At 75.2% G+C, this 20,760-nt stretch carries 3 protein-coding genes; all 3 read right to left on the reverse strand.

Annotated features, from left to right (window positions below; translation table 11 throughout):
- Nucleotides 1-73: 73 nt before the first annotated feature.
- Nucleotides 74-4,348 (reverse strand): type I polyketide synthase, encoded by a 4,275-nt coding sequence (locus ACZ514_RS26145; RefSeq protein WP_469125812.1) that lies wholly within the window; start codon nucleotides 4,346-4,348, stop codon nucleotides 74-76.
- A 124-nt stretch (nucleotides 4,349-4,472) separates the two neighbouring features.
- A complete protein-coding gene (locus ACZ514_RS26150; RefSeq protein WP_469125813.1) occupies nucleotides 4,473-15,740 on the reverse strand; it encodes a type I polyketide synthase in 11,268 nt (3,755 codons plus the stop codon).
- Nucleotides 15,741-15,805: 65 nt separating this feature from the next.
- Nucleotides 15,806-20,746, reverse strand: coding sequence for a type I polyketide synthase (locus tag ACZ514_RS26155; RefSeq protein ID WP_469125814.1), 4,941 nt, complete (start codon nucleotides 20,744-20,746; stop codon nucleotides 15,806-15,808).
- Nucleotides 20,747-20,760: the final 14 nt, after the last annotated feature.

Here is a 20,760-nt window from a genome sequence, read left to right on the forward strand (position 1 = left end):
AATCACGGAGCTTCTCTTCGTTGCTCGTCGACATGCTCGGTACTCCTAAGTGGATATGGGACAGAGGAGCAGGTCAGGAAGCTCCCAGTTCCTTGTCGATCAGTGCGAAGATCTCGTCGTCCGTCACCGACGCGAGGGCGTCGTCGTCGAGGACGTCCGTCTCCGTCTCGGTTGCGCGCCACTTCCACAGCAGCGCTTCCAGCCGCTTGGCGACGGTGTCGCGGGCGGTGCCGTCCGGGTCGGCGTCCGCCAGTACGGCTTCCAGGGCGGCGAGTTCACGCAGCCCGGGCGCTTGCGCGCCGCGGGCGGTGCCCAGCTGGTCGAGGAGGTGCCGGGCGAGGGCGAGCGGGGTCGGGTGGCTGAAGACGAGGGTCGCGGGCAGGGACAGGCCGGTCGCGGCGGTGAGCCGGTTGCGCAGCTCGACCGCGGTCAGCGAGTCGAAGCCGAGCTCCCGGAACGCCCGTTCCGCCTCGACCGATTCCGTCTCCGGGTGGCCGAGGACCGCGGCCACCCGGGTACGGACGAGGTCGGTGACCGTGCGCTCCTGCTCCTGCGGGGAGAGCGCGGCCAGCCGCTGTGCGAACGATTCGGCCTCCGCCGCGTCCTGCGAGGCGGCCGTCCGGCGTACGGGCGTACGCGTCACGGTGCTCGCCCCGCCGGTGGCTCCGGCGGCGGCCGCGGCGGCGGACAGTTCCCCGGCGGACACCAGCCGCGACGCGAACGACGCGACGGAGGCCACGGGGCGGCCGGTGGCGTCGGCGACCGTGAGGGCCACCTCGTCCGGGCCGGCCGGGGTCAGGTGCACGCGCACGCGCGAGGCTCCCGCGGCGTGCAGGCGCACCCCGCTCCACGCGAACGGCAGCCAGGCCGTTCCGTCCTCCGTCTCCGGCCCGCTCACCGCCAGCGCGTGGAGCGCGGCGTCGAGCAGGGCCGGGTGGAGGCCGAACCGGCCGGCGTCCTCCTGCTGATCCTCGGGCAGCACCACCTCGGCGTACACCCCGACACCGTCGCCCGGCAGCCAGACCTCGGCCAACCCCTTAAAGGCGGGCCCGTACCCGTACCCCGACCCCGACAGCCCCTCATAGAAGCCGTCGAGGTCCACGCGCTCGGCGCCGGCCGGGGGCCAGACGCCGAGCCCGCGGCCGGGCTCCGGGGTCTCGGCGCGGCTGAGCACGCCCTGGGCGTGGCGGGTCCAGGGGCCGTCGGCGGCGTCCTGGCGGCCGTACACGGCGACGGTGCGCCTTGAGCCGGTGTCCGGGGGGCCGACGACGACCTGGAGCAGTACGGGGCCCTCGTCGGGCAGGACGAGCGGGGCTTCGAGGGTCAGTTCGTCGAGGGTGTCGCAGCCGGCCTCGTCGCCGGCGCGGACGGCCAGTTCGACGAACGCGGCTCCGGGCAGCACGCGGGCTCCGGCCACGACGTGGTCGGCGAGCCAGGGGTGGGTGCGCAGGGAGAGGCGGCCGGTGAGGACGGTCTGGCCGCCGTCGGCGAGGCGGACGGCCGCGCCGAGGAGGGGGTGGTCGGCGGCGCCGAGACCGGCGGCGGACACGTCGCCGGCACCGGTGGCGGTGGCCGTCAGCCAGTAGCGCTCGCGCTGGAAGGCGTACGTGGGCAGCTCGACGCCGGAGGCGTCCTGGCCGGCGTAGACGGCCCGCCAGTCGACGGGGGCGCCGTGCGTCCAGGCCTCGGCGAGCGAGGCGAGGAAGCGCTGCGGGCCACCTTCGTCACGGCGCAGGGTGCCGAGGGTGACGGCGGCCGGCTCCGTGGTGTCGATGGTCTCCTGGACGCCGAGGGTGAGCACCGGGTGGGCGCTGGACTCGACGAAGATCTTGTGGCCGCGTTCCAGGAGTGCGGCGATGGCGTCCTGGAAGCGGACGGTGTGGCGCAGGTTGGCGTACCAGTACGCGGCGTCCAGCTCCGACCCGTCGGCCCACTCCCCCGTCACGGTGGAGAAGAACGGGACCTCGGCCGTCCGCGGCTCGATCCCAGCCAGCAGACCCATCACCTCGTCGCGGATCGACTCGACCTGCGGACCGTGCGAGGCGTAGTCCACATTGATCCGGCGCGCCCGCACACCATCGGCCTCACAGCCCGCCATCAGCTCCTCCAGAGCCTCCGGATCACCCGAGACCACCGTCGAAGCCGGCCCGTTCACCGAAGCCAGCGCCAGACGCTCACCCCAGGCGGAGATACGTTCCGCCACGGCGTCGGCGGAGTCGGCGACCGACACCATCCCGCCCCTGCCCGCCAGGGACACGATCGCCCGCGCCCGCAACGCCGACACCTTCGCCGCGTCCTCCAACGACAGGGCACCCGACACCGCCGCGGCCGCGATCTCACCCTGCGAGTGACCCACCACCGCAGCCGGAACCACACCCGCCGCACGCCACAACTCGGCCAGCGACACCATCACCGCCCACAACGCCGGCTGCACCACGTCCACCCGGTCAAAACCCGGAGCACCCGCCTCCTGCCGGAGCACCCCCAACAACGACCAGTCCGTATACGGAGCCAGAGCAGCGGCGCACGCGTCCAAACGGGACGCGAACACCGGCGAGGAGTCGTACAGCCCCACCGCCATCCCCGCCCACTGCGAACCCTGCCCCGGGAACACGAACACCGTCTTGCCGGCTCCCGCCTGCCCCTGGTGGACGCCGGTCGCGGTGTCGCCCCCGGCGAGGGCGGTGAGGGCGCGCCCGGTGTCCTGCGCGGAGGTGAGGGAGGTGATCGCCGCGCGGTGGTCGAAGGCGGCCCGGGTGGTGGCCAGGGCGACGCCGGTGGCGGTGTGCGCGCCGGGCTGCGCGGCGGCGTGCGCGGCGAGCCGTCCGGCCTGGCCGCGGAGGGCGGCGGCGGTGCGGCCCGACAGGAGCCAGGGGGTGCCGTCGACGGGGCCGGACAGGACGGCGGGGCGGCCGGGGCCGGCGTCGGCCGGTTCGGCCTCGGTGTCCGTTCCGGGGTCCTCGGGGGTCTGCTCGAGGATGACGTGCGCGTTGGTGCCGCTGATGCCGAACGCGGAGACGCCGGCCCGGCGCGGGCGGCCGGTCTCCGGCCAGGCGCGCGGCTCGGTCAGCAGCTCCACGGCGCCGGAGGCCCAGTCGATCTTCGGGGAGGGCGCGTCGACGTGCAGGGTCTGCGGGAGCAGGCCGTTGCGCATCGCCATGACCATCTTCATCACGCCGGCCGCGCCCGAAGCGGCCGAGGTGTGCCCGATGTTGGACTTCACGGAGCCGAGCCACAGCGGCCGGCCGGCGGGCCGGTTCTGCCCGTACGTGGCGAGGAGGGCCTGGGCTTCGATGGGGTCGCCGAGGGTGGTGCCGGTGCCGTGCGCCTCGACGGCGTCGACGTCGGCGGCGGTGACGCGGGCGCTGGCGAGGGCCTGCTTGATGACCCGCATCTGGGCGGGCCCGTTGGGGGCGGTGAGCCCGTTGCTGGCGCCGTCCTGGTTGACGGCGGTGCCCCGGATCACGGCGAGGACGCGGCGGCCGGCCCGGCGGGCGTCGGAGAGCCGTTCGACGAGGAGCATGCCGACGCCCTCGGCGGGCCCGAAGCCGTCGGCGGCGGCGGCGAAGGCCTTGCAGCGGCCGTCGGCGGCGAGCGCCCGCTGCCGGCTGAACTCCACGAACCCGGCGGGGTTCGACATGACGGTGACACCGCCGGCGAGGGCCATGGAGCATTCGCCGTTGCGCAGGGCCTGGGCGGCCATGTGCAGGGCGACGAGCGAGGAGGAGCAGGCGGTGTCGATGGTGACGGCCGGGCCCTCCAGGCCGAGGGAGTAGGCGAGCCGGCCGGACATGACGCTGGCCAGGTTGCCGGTGCCGAGGTAGCCCTCGAGCTCGTCGGGGGCCTGGAGGATGCCGGTCGTGTAGTCGATGGCGCTGAAGCCGACGAAGGTGCCGGTGAGGCTGCCGGTGAGGGTGGCGGGGTCGATCCCGGCGCGTTCGACGGCCTCCCAGCCGGTCTCGAGGAGGAGGCGCTGCTGGGGGTCCATGGCGAGGGCCTCGCGCGGGGAGATCCCGAAGAAGCCGGCGTCGAACTCGTCGACGTCGTGCAGGAAGCCGCCTTCCTTCACGTAGTTGGTGCCCGGCTTGTCGGGGTCGGGGTCGTAGAGGGATTCGATGTCCCACCCGCGGTTGACGGGGAAGCCGCCGACGGCGTCGCCGCCGGCCGCGACCAGCTCCCACAGGTCTTCGGGGGAGCTCACCCCGCCCGGGTAGCGGCAGGCCATGCCGGTGATCGCGATCGGTTCGTGGCCGGCCGACTCGGCGGCCTGCAGCCGCTTGCGGGTCTGCTGCAGGTCGGCCGTCGCCCGCTTGAGGTATTCGAGGAGCTTCTCTTCGTTGTTCGCCATGGTCGGTATCTCCGTGGGCCCCGTGGGGCGGATCGCTGGCCGGCGGGTGGGATGGGGGAAGGGGTGCCTCCCCGGAACGGACCGTGGTCGTGGCCCGTCCGGGGAGACACCCCTCCCGGATGTGTCAGGAGGTGCCCAGCTCTTTGTCGAGGAGGGCGAACATGTCGTCGGCAGTGGCGCTGTGCAGGCCTTCACCGGTGGTCTCGTCCGGGGTGGCGTCGGTGCCGCCCACGGTCCACAGCAGGGCTTCGAGGCGCTGCTTGAGCTTGGTGCGGGTGTCGCTGTCGGGTGCGGTGGCGGCGAGCGCGCCCTCGAGGCGGTCGAGTTCGTCGAGGACCGAGCCGACGGGGGCCGTCGACTCCGGCAGCAGGGCGCCGCGCAGGTGCCCGGCGAGGGCCGCCGGGTTGGGGTAGTCGAAGACGATGGTGGCGGGCAGTTTGAGGCCGGTGGCGGCGCCGAGCCGGTCGCGCAGTTCGACGGCGGTCAGCGAGTCGAAGCCGAGGCCCTTGAAGGCGCGGCCGGGTTCGATGGCGTCGGCCGAGTCGTGGCCGAGGACGCCGGCCACCTTCTCGCGCACCAGGCCGAGGAGGATCGTCTCCCGTTCGGCGGGGTTCGCCGCGGTGAGTTCCTCGACGAGCCGGGCGGCGGCCCCCGTGGCGGACGTGGCCGTCCCCGCGGGTTCCTCGGCGGCCTTCAGGGCGGCGCGGGCCTCCGGGACGCCCTGGATGAGCGGGCTGGGGCGGCCGGAGGTGAAGCCGCGGGCGAAGCGCTCCCATTCGACGTCGGCGACGGCGCGGAACACCTCGTCGTGCTCCACGGCCTGGACCATCGCGTTCAGGGCGAGTTCGGGGTCCATCTCGATGACGCCGCGGCGGCGCATGTACTCCTCGACGCCCTCGCCCTCCATCATGCCGCCGCCGCCCCAGGCACCCCAGGCGAGGGAGGTGGCGGTGAGGCCGCGGGCCCGGCGCTGCTGGGCGAACGCGTCGAGCCAGGCGTTGCCGGGGGCGTAGCCGCCGTGCCGGCCGCTGCCCCAGACGCCCGAGTTGGAGGAGAACAGGACGAACGCGTCGAGCGGGGTGTCGCCGAGCAGCTCGTCGAGGTGGCGGGCGCCGTCGATCTTCCCTTCGTTGATCTTCCGGTACTCGTCGGTGGTCATCTCGTCGACGAGGGTGGACTGGACGATGCCGACGGCGTGGACGACGGCGGTCAGGGGCTGCCCGGCCGGGATCGCGCCGAGGACCGCCGCCAGTTGGCCGCGGTCGGACACGTCGCAGGCGGCGAGCGTCACCTCCGCGCCCAGCGAACGGAGTTCGGCGGCGAGTTCCGCCGCCCCGGGGGCGTCGGCGCCGCGCCGGCTGGTGAGGACGAGCCGGGCGGCCCCGGTGGCGGCGAGGCGGCGGGCGACGCGGGCACCGACGCCTCCGGTACCGCCGGTGACCAGGACCGTCCCGGACGGCCGCCAGCGGCGGACCGGCTCGCGGTCCCCGAGCGGGGCGCGCACCAGGCGGCGCCCGAAGGCCCCGCCGGAGCGCACCGCGACCTGGTCCTCGTCGCCGAGCCCGGTGAGGACCCGGGCGAGCCGGGCCGCGGCCCGCTCGTCCAGCTCCGGCGGCAGGTCGACGAGGCCGCCCCAGGTGCGGGGCTGTTCGAGGGCGACGACCCGGCCGAGGCCCCAGAGCTGGGCCTGGACGGGGTCGGCGGGCGCGTCGGCGGGGCCGGTGGCGACGGCGCCGTGGGTGAGCGCCCACAGGGGTGCCGTCACTCCGGCGTCGTTCAGGGCCTGGACGAGGACGAGGGTGCCGGTGGCGACGTCGTCCCGGCCGGCCGCGTCGCCGAGCAGGGAGACCACGCCGGTGAGCGGGTCGCCGGGCAGCAGTGCGGCCCAGGCGGTGCGGTCGGCCGCTGCGGGGTCGAGGGCGAGGCGGTGGACGTCGGCGCCGTGCGCGGCGAGCGCGGCGACGGTGGCCGCGGTGCGCTCCGGATGGGCCGCCCGCGCGGGCTCCACGACGAGCCAGCGTCCGGTGAGCCGGTCGGTGGCGTCCTCGGGCAGCAGGGTCCAGTCGACGTCGTAGCGCCAGGAGTCGACGGTGGAGCGCTCGCGGCGGCCGCGCCGCCAGGTGGCGAGCTCGGGCAGCAGCTCGCGCAGCGGGCGGTCGCCGTCGAGGCCGACGGTCTCGGCCAGGGTGTCGAGGTCACCGGCTTCGACGGCCGACCAGAACGCGCCCTCGGTCTCCTCGGCCGGGCCCTGGGGGGCGGTGGCGTCGGCGGGACCGGAGGCCAGCCAGTAGCGCTGCTGCTGGAAGGCGTACGTGGGGAGTTCGACGGTGCGGGCTCCGCGTCCGGCGAGGACGGAGGTCCAGTCGACGTCGACGCCGCGGGTCCAGGCGGTGGCGAGGGAGGTGTAGAAGCGGGCGAGGCCGCCCTCCTCGCGGCGCAGGGTGCCCAGGGCGAGGGCCTCGGACCCGGCGTCCTCGGCGGTCTCCATGACTCCGTACACGAGGACGGGATGGGCGCTGGACTCGACGAACACGCGGTGCCCGTCGGCGAGCAGGGAGCGGACGACGGGTTCGAAGGAGACGGGCCGCCGGCAGTTCTCGTACCAGTAGGCGGCGGTCAGCTCCGAGCCGTCCAGGACCTCCCCGGTGACGGTGGAGTAGAGCGGGACGGAGCCGGCGCGCGGCCGGACGAAGGAGAGCAGTCCGGTCACCCGGTCCTTGAGCCGGTCGACCTGGGCGCAATGGGAGGCCACCGTGGAGGGGATGACCTTGGCGCGGACGCCTTCGGCCTCCAGGGCGGCGACGAGTTCCTCGAGCGGGGCGACCTCGCCGGCGACGGTCACCGTCCCCGGACCGTTGATCCCCGCGATGGAGAGCGCGTCCCCGTACGGGGCGAGCCGTTCGCGGACCGCGTCCGCGCCCAGCGACACCGAGGCGACCGCGCCCCGGCCCACCAGCTCGTCGGCGAACAGCTGCGAACGGAGCACGACGACCTTCGCGCCGTCCTCCAGCGACAGCGCACCCGACACCACCGCGGCCGCGATCTCACCCTGCGAATGACCGACCACCGCGTCCGGCACCACACCCGCCGCACGCCACAACTCCGCCAACGACACCATCACCGCGAACAGCACCGGCTGGAGCACCTCGATACGGGAAAGATCACCCTCCCCCCGCAGCACCCCCTCCACCGACCAGTCCACATGCGCCTCCACCGCCGCCGCGACCTGCGCGAACCGGGACGCGAACACCGGCGACGAATCCAGCAGCTCGACACCCATCCCGGCCCACTGCGACCCCTGACCCGGGAACACGAACACCGTCTTGCCCTCGGTGTCGGCGGTGCCGGTGACGGTGCGTGGGGTGGGGGCGCCCTCCGCGAGGGCGGCGAGTCCGGCGAGGGCCTCGTCGCGGCTGCCGAGGACGACGGCGGCGCGGTGCTCCAGGCGTGCCCGGGTGGTGGCCAGGGACAGGGCGACGTCGGACAGGGACAGGTCGACGTCGGCGCCGAGGTGGTCGTACAGGCGCCGTGCCTGTGCCTGGAGGGCCGCGGGGTTCTTGCCGCTCAGGGTCCAGGGGACGGTGGCGGCGAGGACCCCGGCCACCGCCGGGCGTCCGGTGTCCTCGGGCGCCCGGTCGTGGTCCCGGGAGGCGGCCTGCGGGGCCTGCTCCAGGATGACGTGCGCGTTGGTGCCACTGAGGCCGAAGGAGGAGACGCCGACCCGGCGGGGGTGGCCGGTCTCGGGCCAGGCCCGCTGCTCGGTGAGCAGCTCGACGGCCCCGGTGGACCATTCGACGTGCGGGGAGGGCTCGTCGACGTGCAGGGTCCGGGCGAGGACGCCGTGGTGCAGGGCCATCACGGACTTGATGACGCCGGCGATGCCGGAGGCGGCCTGGGTGTGGCCGATGTTGGACTTGAGGGAGCCGAGCCACAGCGGCCGGTCCGTGTCGCGGCCCTGGCCGTAGGTGGCGAGCAGGGCGTGCGCCTCGATGGGGTCGCCGAGCCTGGTGCCGGTGCCGTGCGCCTCGACGGCGTCGACGTCCTGCGCGGAGAGCTTGGCGGAGGCCAGGGCCTGGCGGATGACGCGCTGCTGGGCGGGGCCGCTGGGGGCGGTGAGGCCGTTGGAGGCGCCGTCCTGGTTGGTGGCGGAGCCCCGTACGACGGCGAGCACCTGGTGGCCGTTGCGGCGGGCGTCGGAGAGCTTCTCCAGGAGGAGCACGCCGAGGCCCTCGGAGAAGGCGGTGCCGTCGGCCGCGCCCGCGAAGGCCTTGGCGCGGCCGTCGGCGGCGAGCGCGCGCTGGCGGCCGAACTCGACGAACTCGGCGGGCGTCGACATGACGGCGACGCCGCCGGCCAGTGCCATCGCGCATTCGCCCTGGCGCAGGGACTGCGCGGCCAGGTGCAGCGCGACGAGCGAGGAGGAGCAGGCGGTGTCGACGGTGACGGCGGGGCCCTCGAGGCCGAAGCTGTAGGCGACGCGGCCGGAGATGACGCTGTTGGAGAGGCCGGTGCCGAAGTAGCCCTCGACGCCCTCGGGGATCTCGCGCAGCCCGGTGGCGTACCCGGACGGGACGGCGCCGACGAAGACGCCGGTGCGGGTGCCCCTGAGGGTGGCGGGGTCGATGCCGGCCCGTTCGAGGACCTGCCAGGCGCCTTCCAGCACGAGCCGCTGCTGCGGGTCCATGGCGAGGGCCTCGCGCGGGGAGATCCCGAAGAGTTCGGCGTCGAAGCGGCCCGCGTCGTGCAGGAACCCGCCCTCCTTGACGTACGTGCGGCCGGGCGTGCCGGGCTCCGGGTCGTAGAGGGCGTCCAGGTCCCAGCCGCGGTCGGCGGGGAAGGCGCCGATGGCGTCGCCCTCGGCGGCGACGAGCCGCCACAGCGCTTCGGGCGAGTCCACGCCGTCGGGGAAGCGGCAGGCCATGCCGACGATGACGACCGGGTCGCCGTCGGCGGCCGGGACGGTGAGGGGGGCGTTGTCCTCGTCCCGCGGCTCCGCCCCGGCGTCGCCGACGAGCGCGGTGCGCAGCTCGCGGGCGAGGGAGGCGGGGGTGGGGTGGTCGAAGACGATGGTCGCGGGCAGCCGCAGTCCGGTGGCCGCGCCGAGCCGGTTGCGCAGTTCGACGGCGGTCAGCGAGTCGAAGCCGAGCTCCTTGAAGGCCCGGTCGGCGCCGACGGCTTCGGCGGCGGAGTGGCCGAGTACGGCGGCCGCGTGGGTGCGGACCAGGTCGAGCAGGGTCCGCAGCCGGTCGTCGGGGGTCAGTGCGGTCAGCCGGCGGGCGAGGGCCGAGCCGCCGGCGCCGTCGGCGCTGTCCACGGTGCGGCGGCCGGACACGCGGACCAGGCCGCGGGCGAGGGCGGGCAGGGTGCCGGTGCTGGCCATGGTGCGCAGGACGGTCTGGTCCAGGCGTACGGGGACCAGCAGGGGTGCGTCCGTGGCCGTGCCGGCGTCGAGGAGCGCGAGGCCCTCGGCCGGGGAGAAGGCGACCATGCCGGAGCGGGCCATGCGGGCCACGTCCTCCTCGGAGAGGTGGCCGGTCATGCCGCTGGCCTCGTCCCACAGGCCCCAGGCGAGCGAGGTGGCGGGCAGGCCGCGGGCGCGGCGGTGCTGGGCGAGGGCGTCGAGGAAGGCGTTGGCGGCGGCGTAGTTGCCCTGGGCGGGGCCGCCGATGACGCCGGCGGCGGAGGAGAACAGGACGAAGGCGGTGAGGTCCAGGTCGCGGGTGAGCTCGTGGAGGAGCGCGGCCGCGTCCGCCTTGGGCCGCAGGACGGTGCCGAGCCGGCCGGCGTCGAGGGAGGCGATCACCCCGTCGTCGAGGACTCCGGCGGTGTGGACGACCCCGCGCAGCGGCCGGCCGGCGGGGATCGCGGCGAGGAGATCGGCCAGCGCGTCGCGGTCGGCGGCGTCGCACGCCACCACCTCGGCCGTCCCGCCCAGCTCGGCTATCTCCGCGACGAGTTCGGCCGCTCCGGGCGCGTCGGGGCCGCGCCGGCCGGCGAGCAGCAGGTGCCGCACCCCGTGCCGGGTGACGAGGTGTTTGGCGACGAGTGCGCCCAGGGTTCCGGTGCCGCCGGTGATCAGGACGGTGCCCTCGGGGTCCCAGCCCTGCGGAACCGTCAGCACGATCTTCCCGGTGTGCCGGGCCTGGCTCATGAACCGGAACGCCTCCGGCGCCCGCCGGACGTCCCAGGTGCGGACGGGCAGGGGCCGGAGCGTGCCCGCCTCGAAGAGCCGGCCCAGCTCGGCGAGCATCTCCGCGATCCGGTCGGGTCCGGCCTCGGCGAGGTCGAAGGCCCGGTAGGCGACCCCGGCGTGGTCCCGTTCGACGTCCCGCGGGTCGCGGACGTCGGTCTTGCCCATCTCGATGAAGCGGCCGCCGCGCGGCAGCAGCCGCAGCGAGGCGTCGGTGAGTTCCCCGGCGAGGGAGTTCAGGACGACGTCGACGCCCTCGCCGCCGGTGGCGGCGGAGAAACGCTCCTCGAAGGAGGCGTCACGGGAGGAGGCGATGTGCGCCTCGTCCAGACCGGCGGCGCGCAGCACGTCCCACTTGCCCTCGCTGGCCGTGCCGAACACCTCGGCACCCAGGTGCCGGGCGATCCGCACCGCGGCCGACCCCACACCGCCGGCGGCGGCATGGATCAGGATCCGTTCACCCGCCTTCAGGCCCGCCAGGTCCACGAGCGCGTAGTACGCGGTGAGGAAGGCGGTCGGCGCGGACGCGGCCTCCTCGAAGGTCCAGCCGTCGGGGATACGGGTGACGGCGCGCCGGTCGGCCACGGTCTGCGGGCCGAAGGCACCGGGGAACGGGCCCATCACGCGGTCGCCGACGGCCAGTCCGGTGACGCCGGGCCCCGTCTCGGTGACGGTGCCGGCGCCCTCGTTGCCCATGGTGGCGTCGCCCGGGTACATGCCGAGCGCGATCATCACGTCGCGGAAGTTCAGGCCGGCGGCGCGGACCGCGACCCGGACCTCGCCCTCGGCGAGCGGCCGGGCCCCGGCGGGCACGAGTGCCAGGCCGTCGAGGGTGCCGCCGGAGGAGGCGAGTCGCCAGCCGTCGGCGTTCCGCGGGGGCGTCAGGGTGCCGCCGGGGGCGGCGCCGCGGACCAGGCGCGGCGCGAGCACCGCCGTGTCGCGTACGGCGGCCTGCGGCTCGCCGGCACGGCCCGCGGCGGCCACGGCCGTGGGGAGGGCCGCCGCGGCGTCCTCGGGCGCGGCGCCGGCCGCGTCGAGGTCGACGAGCAGCAGCCGTCCCGGGTTCTCGGCCTGGGCGGAGCGGACCAGGCCCCACAGCGGGGCGTGGACGAGGTCGGTGACGTCCTCGCCGGGGCGTACGGAGACGGCTCCGCGGGTGACGACGGCCAGCCGCACTCCCTCCAGCCGCTCGTCGGCGAGCCATTCCTGCAGGAGGGCCAGGACGCGGGCGGTCTCCGAGCGCACCGCGTCGGCGAGCGCGCCGGCCGGGGAGTCCACGTCCGGGGCGGGGGCGCCGCCGACGGGCAGGACCACGACCTCGGGGGCGGGCAGTCCGGCGGCGACGGCGTCGCCGAGGGTGGCCACGTCGTCGAAGACCTGCGGGAACGCCCCGGCCCGCTGGAAGGCGGCCTCGAGGCCGAGGCGGTCCTCGCCGAGCAGGCACCAGTCGTGCGGTGCGGCGTCCTGCGGGAGGCCGTCCGTGTCCACGGCCGTCCAGTCCAGCCGGAACAGGGAGTCGTCGGTGACCGGTCCGGCGTCGAGGGACGCGGCGGTGACGGCCCGGGACACCAGGGCGCCGACGGTGGCGACGGGGCGGCCCGTGGCGTCGGCGATCTCCAGGCCGACGCCGTCGTCCCCGGCCGGGGAGATCCGTACGCGCAGCGCGGTCGCGCCGACGGCGTGCAGGGTGACCCCGTTCCAGGAGAACGGCAGGCGTACCCCGTCGGCCTCGCCGCGGGCGGCCGGAACCAGACCGGCGTGCAGGGCGGCGTCGAGGAGGGCGGGGTGGAGGCCGAAGCGGGCGGCGTCGTCGTACTGCTCGTGGGGGAGGGCGACCTCGGCGTACATCTCGTCGCCGTCGCTCTGCTTCCACACGGCGGTCAGGCCCCGGAACGCGGGCCCGTACTGGTAGCCGGTACCGGCGAGGGCCTCGTAGAAGCCGTCGAGGGGGACGGGTTCGGCACCGGGCGGCGGCCAGGCGGAGAGGTCGAAGTCCGGTTCGCGGCGGGCGCCGAGCAGCAGGCCGGCGGCGTGGCGGGTCCACGGGGTGCCCTCGGGGGCGTCCTCGGGGAGGGAGTAGAGGGCCACGGGCCGGCGGCCGTCGGCTTCGGGGCCGCCGACGACGAGCTGGAGGCGTGCCGCGCTGTCGGGGGGCAGGACGAGCGGGGCTTCGAGGGTCAGTTCGTCGAGGGTGTCGCAGCCGGCCTCGTCGCCGGCGCGGACGGCCAGTTCGACGAACGCGGTGCCGGGGAGGAGGACGGTGCCGTTCACGGCGTGGTCGGCGAGCCAGGGGTGGGTGCGCAGGGAGAGGCGGCCGGTGAGGACGGCCTGGTCCCCGTCGGCAAGGCGGACGGTCGCGCCGAGGAGGGGGTGGTCGGCGGCGCCGAGACCGGCGGCGGACACGTCGCCGGAGCCGGAGTCGGCCACCTCCAGCCAGTAGCGCTCGCGCTGGAAGGCGTAGGTGGGCAGGTCGACGCGCGCGGTGTCCTGGCCGGCGTGGACGGCCTGCCAGTCGACGGGGGCGCCGTGCGTCCAGGCCTCGGCGAGCGAGGCCAGGAAGCGCTGGGCTCCGCCTTCGTCACGGCGCAGGGTGCCCTGGGTCACGGCGGAGGTCCCGGCGGCCTCGATGGTCTCTTGGACACCGATGGTCAGCACCGGGTGGGCGCTGGACTCCACGAACAGCCCGTGCCCGCGCTCCAGGAGTGCGGCGATGGCGTCCTGGAAGCGGACGGTGTGGCGGAGGTTGGTGTACCAGTACGCGGCGTCCAGCTCCGACCCGTCGGCCCACTCCCCCGTCACGGTGGAGAAGAACGGGACCTCGGCCGTCCGCGGCTCGATCCCGGCCAGCAGACCCATCACCTCGTCGCGGATCGACTCGACCTGCGGACCGTGCGAGGCGTAGTCCACATTGATCCGGCGCGCCCGCACACCATCGGCCTCACAGGCCGCCATCAGCTCCTCCAGAGCCTCCGGATCACCCGAGACCACCGTCGAGGCCGGCCCGTTCACCGAAGCCAGCGCCAGACGCTCACCCCAGGCCGAGATACGTTCCGCCACGGCGTCGGCGGAGTCGGCAACCGACACCATCCCGCCCCTGCCCGCCAGGGACACGATCGCCCGCGCCCGCAACGCCGACACCTTCGCCGCGTCCTCCAACGACAGGGCACCCGACACCGCCGCGGCCGCGATCTCACCCTGCGAGTGACCCACCACCGCAGCCGGAACCACACCCGCCGCACGCCACAACTCGGCCAGCGACACCATCACCGCCCACAGGGCGGGCTGCACCACGTCCACCCGGTCAAAACCCGGAGCACCCGCCTCCTGCCGGAGCACCCCCAACAACGACCAGTCCGTAAACGGAGCCAGAGCAGCGGCGCACGCGTCCAAACGGGACGCGAACACCGGCGAGGAGTCGTACAGCCCCACCGCCATCCCCGCCCACTGCGAACCCTGACCCGGGAACACGAACACCGGACGCTCCGCGCCCTTGACGACGGCCCCGTCCACGACGCCCGCCGCCGGGAGCCCGGCGGCCAGCGCGTCCAGACCGGTCAGGAAGCCGTCGAGGTCGCCCGCCAGGACGACACCGCGCCGCTCCAGCGCGGCCCGGGTCGTCGCCAGGGCCCGGGCCACCGCGGTCGGTTCGACGGCGGTGCCGGACCCGGCGTGGGCGCGCAGCCGGGCCGCCTGCCCGTGCAGGGCCTCGGTGGTCTTGCCGGACAAGGTCCACGGGATCAGGCCGCCGGTGACCACGGTCTCGGCGGGCGCCCCGGGCGCCGCGCTCTCGGCGCCGCCCTCGGCCCCGTCCGGTGCGAGGTGCTGCTCGAGGATGACGTGGGCGTTGGTGCCGCTGATGCCGAACGAGGAGACGGCGGCCCGGCGCGGGCGGCCGTCGACGGTCCAGTCCGAGGGCTCGGTGAGCAGTTCCACCGCGCCGGAGGACCAGTCGATGTGCGGGGACGGCTCGCTGACGTGGAGGGTCTTGGGAAGGACGCCGTTGCGCATCGCCATGACCATCTTGATGACGCCGGCGATGCCCGAAGCGGCCTGTGTGTGGCCGATGTTGGACTTCACGGAGCCCAGCCGCAGGGGTGCCGCGTCCGCGGGCCGCCGGCCGTAGGTCGCCAGCAGCGCCCCCGCTTCGATCGGGTCGCCGAGGGCCGTTCCGGTGCCGTGCGCCTCGACGGCGTCGACGTCGTGGGCGGACAGCCGGGCGTTGGCGAGGGCCTGCTTGATGACGCGCTGCTGGGAGGGGCCGTTGGGGGCGGTCATGCCGTTGCTGGCGCCGTCCTGGTTGGTCGCCGAACCCCGTACGACGGCCAGTACCTCGTGCCCGTTGCGCACGGCGTCGGAGAGCCGCTCGACGAGCAGGACGCCGGCTCCCTCGGCGAGCGCCATGCCGTCGGCACCCGCGGAGAAGGCCTTGCAGCGGCCGTCGGCGGCCATGCCGCGCTGTTCGCTGTAGCCGATGAACTCCAGCGGGGTGGACATGACGGTGACGCCGCCGACGAGGGCCATGGAGCACTCGTCGGAGCGCAGCGCCTGCGCGGCCATGTGCAGGGCGACGAGTCCCGAGGAGCAGGCGGTGTCGACGGAGACGGCCGGGCCCTCGAGGCCGAAGGTGTAGGCGACGCGGCCGGAGACGACGCTCGCCGCGCTGCCGGTGGTCAGGTGGCCCTCGTACCCCTCGGGGATGGAGGGGAGGGACCAGCAGTAGTCGAGGTTGTAGCAGCCGACGAAGGTGCCCGTGCGGCTGCCCTTCACGGACCGCGGGTCGATTCCGGCGCGTTCGAACGCCTCCCAGGCGGCTTCCATGACGAGGCGCTGCTGGGGGTCCATCGCGAGGGCCTCGCGCGGCGATATCCCGAACACGCCCGGGTCGAACGCGCCGGCCTCGTAGAGGAATCCGCCTTCCTTCACGTAGGTGCGGCCGGAGCGCTCGGGGTCCGGGTCGTAGATCGCGTCGAGGTCCCAGCCGCGGTCCTCGGGGAAGGGGCCGATGGCGTCCGCGCCGTCCGACACCAGGCGCCACAGGTCCTCCGGTGACGCGACGCCACCGGGGAAACGGCAGGCCATGCCGACGATCGCGATCGGCTCGTGCCCGGCGTCCTCGACCTCGCGCAGCCGCTGCTTCGTCTCGTGCAGATCGGCGGTGACCCACTTGAGGTAATCGCGGAGCGTCTCTTCGTTCGTCGCCATGGGGACCTCTTCGAACCTCTCGGATAGAACTGGAATTCGTGTGACCGACTGGCCGGAGGACGCCCTTACTCCGGGCGGCCGAATTCCTTGCGGATGAATGCGAATATCTCTTCGTCGGACGCGGCGTCGAGCTTTCCGCTGACGGATTCGGCGTCCGCGGCGGCCTGCGCGTCCTTCCAGCGGGAGAGCAGTGCCTCCAGGCGGCGGGTGAGGTTCTTGCGTTCGTCCTGGCCGGGTGCCAGCGACAGCAGGTCGGACTCGAGGCGGTCGAGGTCGCCGTGCACGGAGTCCGCGGTCGCCTGTTCGCGCCGGGCACCGCCGTCCAGGAGCAGGCCGCGCAGGTAGCCGGCGAGCGCGCCGGGGGTGGGGTAGTCGAAGACCATCGTGGCGGGCAGGGCGAGCCCGGTGGCGGTGTTGAGCCCGTTGCGCAGGCCGACGGCCGTCAGCGAGTCGAAGCCGAGGTCCTTGAAGGCCCGGGCGGCGTCGACCGCGCCGGCGGAGGCGTGGCCGAGGACGGCGGCGGCGTGGCCGCACACCAGGTCCGTGAGGACGCGTTCCTGTTCCTCGCCGGACAGTTCGGCGAGCTTGTGGCGCAGCGCGTCGGCGGCTCCCGTGTTCCCGGCGTCCTCGTCGCCGCCGGCCCGCGCGAGGATCCGGCGGGCCTGCGGGACGTCCTCGGTGAGGCGTCCCGTACGGGCCGAGGTGAACAGGGGCAGGAAGCGGTCCCAGTCGACGTCGGCGACGGCCACGGCCGTCTCGTCGTGCTCGAGGATCCGCCGCAGGGCCTGGAGGGCCGCTGCGGGGTCCAGGAGGGGCAGGCCGCGCCGGGCGGAACGCTCGTGGAGTTCGCGCGCCTCGTCGGGGTGGGCCTCGGCGTCGAACAGGTCCCATACGCCCCAGCCGACGGCGGTGGCCGGCAGGTTCCGGGCGCGCCGCTGCTGGGCGAGGGCGTCCAGGTGGGCGTTGGCCGCGGCGAACGCGGCGTGCTCGCCGCCGCCCCAGTAGGAGGTGACGGAGGAGAACAGGACGAACGCGTCCAGGGTGGGGCCGTCCGTGCCGAACACCTCGTCGAGGGCCCGGGCGGAGGTGACCTTGGCCGCGAGGGCCTCCTCCAGGTGCCGGCCGGTGGTGGCGGCGAGGGGGGTGAGTTCGATGTGCGCGGCGGCGTGGACGACGGTGCGGACCGGCCGTCCGGCCCGCTCCGCGCGCGCGGTCAGCGCGGCGAGCGCCGCCGGGTCCGCACCGTCCCACTCCTCCACGGTCACCCCGGTGCCGGTGGTGGCGAGGTCGCCGGCGAGGGCTTCGAGCGCGGGGGTGAACTCCGCGGGCGCCGCGGTGAGCAGCAGGTGGCCGGCGCCCGCGGCGGCGAGGCGGCGGGCGGCCTCGGCTCCCAGCGGGCCGGCGGCGCCGGTGAGCAGGGTCGTGCCGGACGGCTGCCACTCGCGGGCGGGCGCGCCGCCGGGCAGGGCGGCCCGCACGAGCCGGCGTACGTAGGTGCCGGCGGTGCGGATCGCGATCTGGTCCTCGCCGTCCCGGCCCGCGAGGGCCCCGGCGAGGCGTGCCGCGGCGGCCTCGTCGAGGTCCGCGGGCAGGTCGACGAGGCCTCCCCAGCCGCGCGGCCGTTCCAGCGCGGCCACGAGGCCGAGGCCCCAGACCTGTGCCTGTACGGCGCTGCGCGGAGCCTTTTCGGGGCCGGCGGCGACGGCCCCGCGGGTGAGGGCCCACAGGGGGGCCTCGATGCCGGCGTCCTCGAGTGCCTGGGTGGCGACGAGGGTGCCGAGGAGACCGGCGTCCTCGTCGGTGGACAGCAGGGAGAGGATCCCGGCGAACGGCTCGTGGCCGTCCTGCGCGGCGCGCAGCGCCCCGGCCCACGCGTCCCGGCCGGCCCGGGCGGGGTCGAGGGCGAGGACGTGGGCGCGGGCGCCGTGGGCGGTGAGCAGGTCCTCGAAGGTCCCGGCGGCGGTGCCTTCGGGGGCCAGCAGCAGCCAGTCGCCGTGGAGACGGGCCGGTGCGGCGTCGGGCAGGTGCTTCCAGGTGATGCGGTAGCGGCGGGCGTCGAGCGCGCTCGCCTCCCGGCGGTCACGACGCCAGGCGGACAGGGCGGGCAGGAGTTCCCGGAGCGGCCCGGTGTCCTGGAGCGCGAGGGTGTCGGCGAGGGCGGTGACGTCCGCGCTCTCCACGGAGTCCCAGAAGCCGGCTTCGGCCTCGTCCACGGCTGGTGCGCGGTCGGCTGCCGGGGCGGCTTCGAGCCAGTAGGTGCGGCGCTGGAAGGCGTACGTGGGGAGGTCGGCGGGTGCGTCCGGGGTGTCGCAGAGGCTCTGCCAGTCGACGGGGGCGCCGTGCGTCCAGGCCTCGGCGAGCGAGGCCAGGAAGCGCTGCGGGCCGCCCTCGTCACGGCGCAGGGTGCCCTGGGTGACGGCCGGCGAACCGGCGGCCTCGATGGTCTCCTGGACACCGATGGTCAGCACCGGGTGGGCGCTGGACTCCACGAACAGCCCGTGCCCGCGCTCCAGGAGTGCGGCGATGGCGTCCTGAAAGCAGACAGTGTGGCGCAGGTTGGCGTACCAGTACGCGGCGTCGAGTTCCGACCCGTCGGCCCACTCGCCGGTGACGGTGGAGAAGAACGGGACCTCGGCCGTCCGCGGCTCGATCCCGGCGAGGAGGCCGATGACCTCGTCGCGGATCGACTCGACCTGCGGGCCGTGCGAGGCGTAGTCCACATTGATCCGGCGCGCCCGCACACCATCGGCCTCACAGCCCGCCATCAGCTCCTCCAGGGCCTCCGGATCACCCGAGACCACCGTCGAGGCCGGCCCGTTCACCGAAGCCAGCGCCAGCCGCTCACCCCAGGCCGAGATACGTTCCGCCACGGCGTCGGCGGAGTCGGCGACCGACACCATCCCGCCCTTGCCCGCCAGGGACACGATCGCCCGCGCCCGCAACGCCGACACCTTCGCCGCGTCCTCCAACGACAGGGCACCCGACACCGCCGCGGCCGCGATCTCACCCTGCGAGTGACCCACCACCGCAGCCGGAACCACACCCGCCGCACGCCACAACTCGGCCAGCGACACCATCACCGCCCACAGGGCGGGCTGCACCACGTCCACCCGGTCGAAACCCGGAGCACCCGCCTCCTGCCGGAGCACCCCCAACAACGACCAGTCCGTAAACGGAGCCAGAGCAGCGGCGCACGCGTCCAGACGAGCAGCGAACACCGGCGAGGAGTCGTACAGCCCCACCGCCATCCCCGCCCACTGCGAACCCTGACCCGGGAACACGAACACCGGACGCTCCGCGCCCGTCACCACGGCCCCCTCCACGACGCCCGCCGCCGGAAGCCCGGCGGCCAGCGCGTCCAGGCCGGCCCGCGAGCCCGCCGGGACGACGCCGCGCCGCTCGAGCCCGGCCCGGGTGGTCGCCAGGGCGAGGCCGATGGCCGCTGCGGAGACCCCGGAGCCGGCCTCGTCGGTGAAGGCGCGCAGCCGGGCCGCCTGGCCGCGCAGGCCCTCGGCGGTACGGCCGGAGAGGATCCAGGGCAGGGCGGCGGCGGGGAGGAGCGGCCGGGCCGTCGCGGGTGCCTGCGGGGCGGATCCGGTGTCCGCGTCCCGGCCGGTGTCCCGGCCCGCGGCCTGGACGATCACGTGGGCGTTGGTGCCGCTCGCGCCGAAGGAGGAGACGGCGGCGGTGCGGGGGCCCTCCGTGGCGGGCCAGGGCCGCTCCTCCGTGAGGAGTTCGACCGCGCCGGAGGACCAGTCGACCTCGGGGGTGGGGCCGTCGATGTGCAGGCTGCGGGGCAGCACCCCGTCGCGTACGGACATCACGGCTTTGATGACGCCCGCGACGCCGGCCGCGGCCGCCGAGTGGCCGATGTTGGACTTGATGGAGCCCAGGTGCAGGGGGCGGCCTTCGGGACGGCTGCGGCCGTAGGTGGCGAGGAGGGCCTGCGCCTCGATGGGGTCGCCGAGGGTGGTGCCGGTGCCGTGCGCCTCGACCAGGTCGACCTCGTGGGGCGAGAGCCGGGCGTTGGCGAGGGCCTCCTCGATGACCCGTTGCTGGGAGGGGCCGTTGGGGGCGGTCAGGCCGTTGGAGGCGCCGTCCTGGTTGACGGCGGAACCGCGGACGACGGCCAGGACGCGGTGTCCGTTGCGGCGGGCGTCCGACAGCTTCTCCAGGAGCAGGACGCCGACGCCCTCCGACCAGCCGGTGCCGTCGGCGGCGGCCGCGAACGGCTTGCAGCGGCCGTCGGGGGACAGCCCGCGCTGGCGGCTGAACTCGACGTACACCTCGGGCGTCGACATGATCTGCGCGCCGCCCGCCAGGGCGAGCGCGCACTCGCCCTGGCGCAGGGACTGCACGGCCAGGTGGATGGCGACGAGGGAGGAGGAGCACATGGTGTCGACGGACACCGCCGGGCCCTCCAGCCCGAAGGCGTACGAGAGGCGCCCGGAGGACACGGCGGTGGCGATGCCGGTCATCAGGTGGCCCTCGACGTTCTCGGCGGCCCCCTCCCGGTCGCTGCCGTAGCCGGTGTACGTGGTGCCGACGTAGACGCCGGTCCGGCTGCCGGCGACCGCCGTCGGGTCGACGGACGCCCGCTCGAAGGCCTCCCAGGCGGTTTCCAGCAGCAGCCGCTGCTGGGGGTCCATGGCGAGGGCCTCGCGCGGGGAGATCCCGAAGAAGTCGGCGTCGAAGTCGCCCGCGTCGTGGACGAAGCCGCCCTCGCGGACGTACGTGGTGCCGAGGTGGTCGGGGTCCGGGTCGTAGAGGGCGTCGAGGTCCCAGCCGCGGTTGACGGGGAAACCGGAGACGGCGTCGCGGCCGTCGCGGACGAGGCGCCACAGGTCCTCGGGCGAGCGCACGCCGCCCGGGTAGCGGCAGGCCATGCCGACCACGGCGATGGGCTCGGGTTCGTCCGCCTCGACCTCGCGCAGCCGCTGCCGGGTCTGCTTCAGCTCGGCGGTCACCCACCTGAGGTGATCGAGCAGCTTCTGTTCGTTGTCCATCTGGCGGGAGCTCC

This window comes from Streptomyces sp. NPDC034086 (assembly GCF_055575515.1).

Excerpts from the sequence above, each read along its gene's own strand:
- ACZ514_RS26145 (WP_469125812.1), bottom strand. The coding sequence starts at position 4,348 with ATGGCGAACAACGAAGAGAAGCTCCTCGAATACCTCAAGCGGGCGACG.
- ACZ514_RS26150 (WP_469125813.1), bottom strand. The coding sequence starts at position 15,740 with ATGGCGACGAACGAAGAGACGCTCCGCGATTACCTCAAGTGGGTCACC.
- ACZ514_RS26155 (WP_469125814.1), bottom strand. The coding sequence starts at position 20,746 with ATGGACAACGAACAGAAGCTGCTCGATCACCTCAGGTGGGTGACCGCC.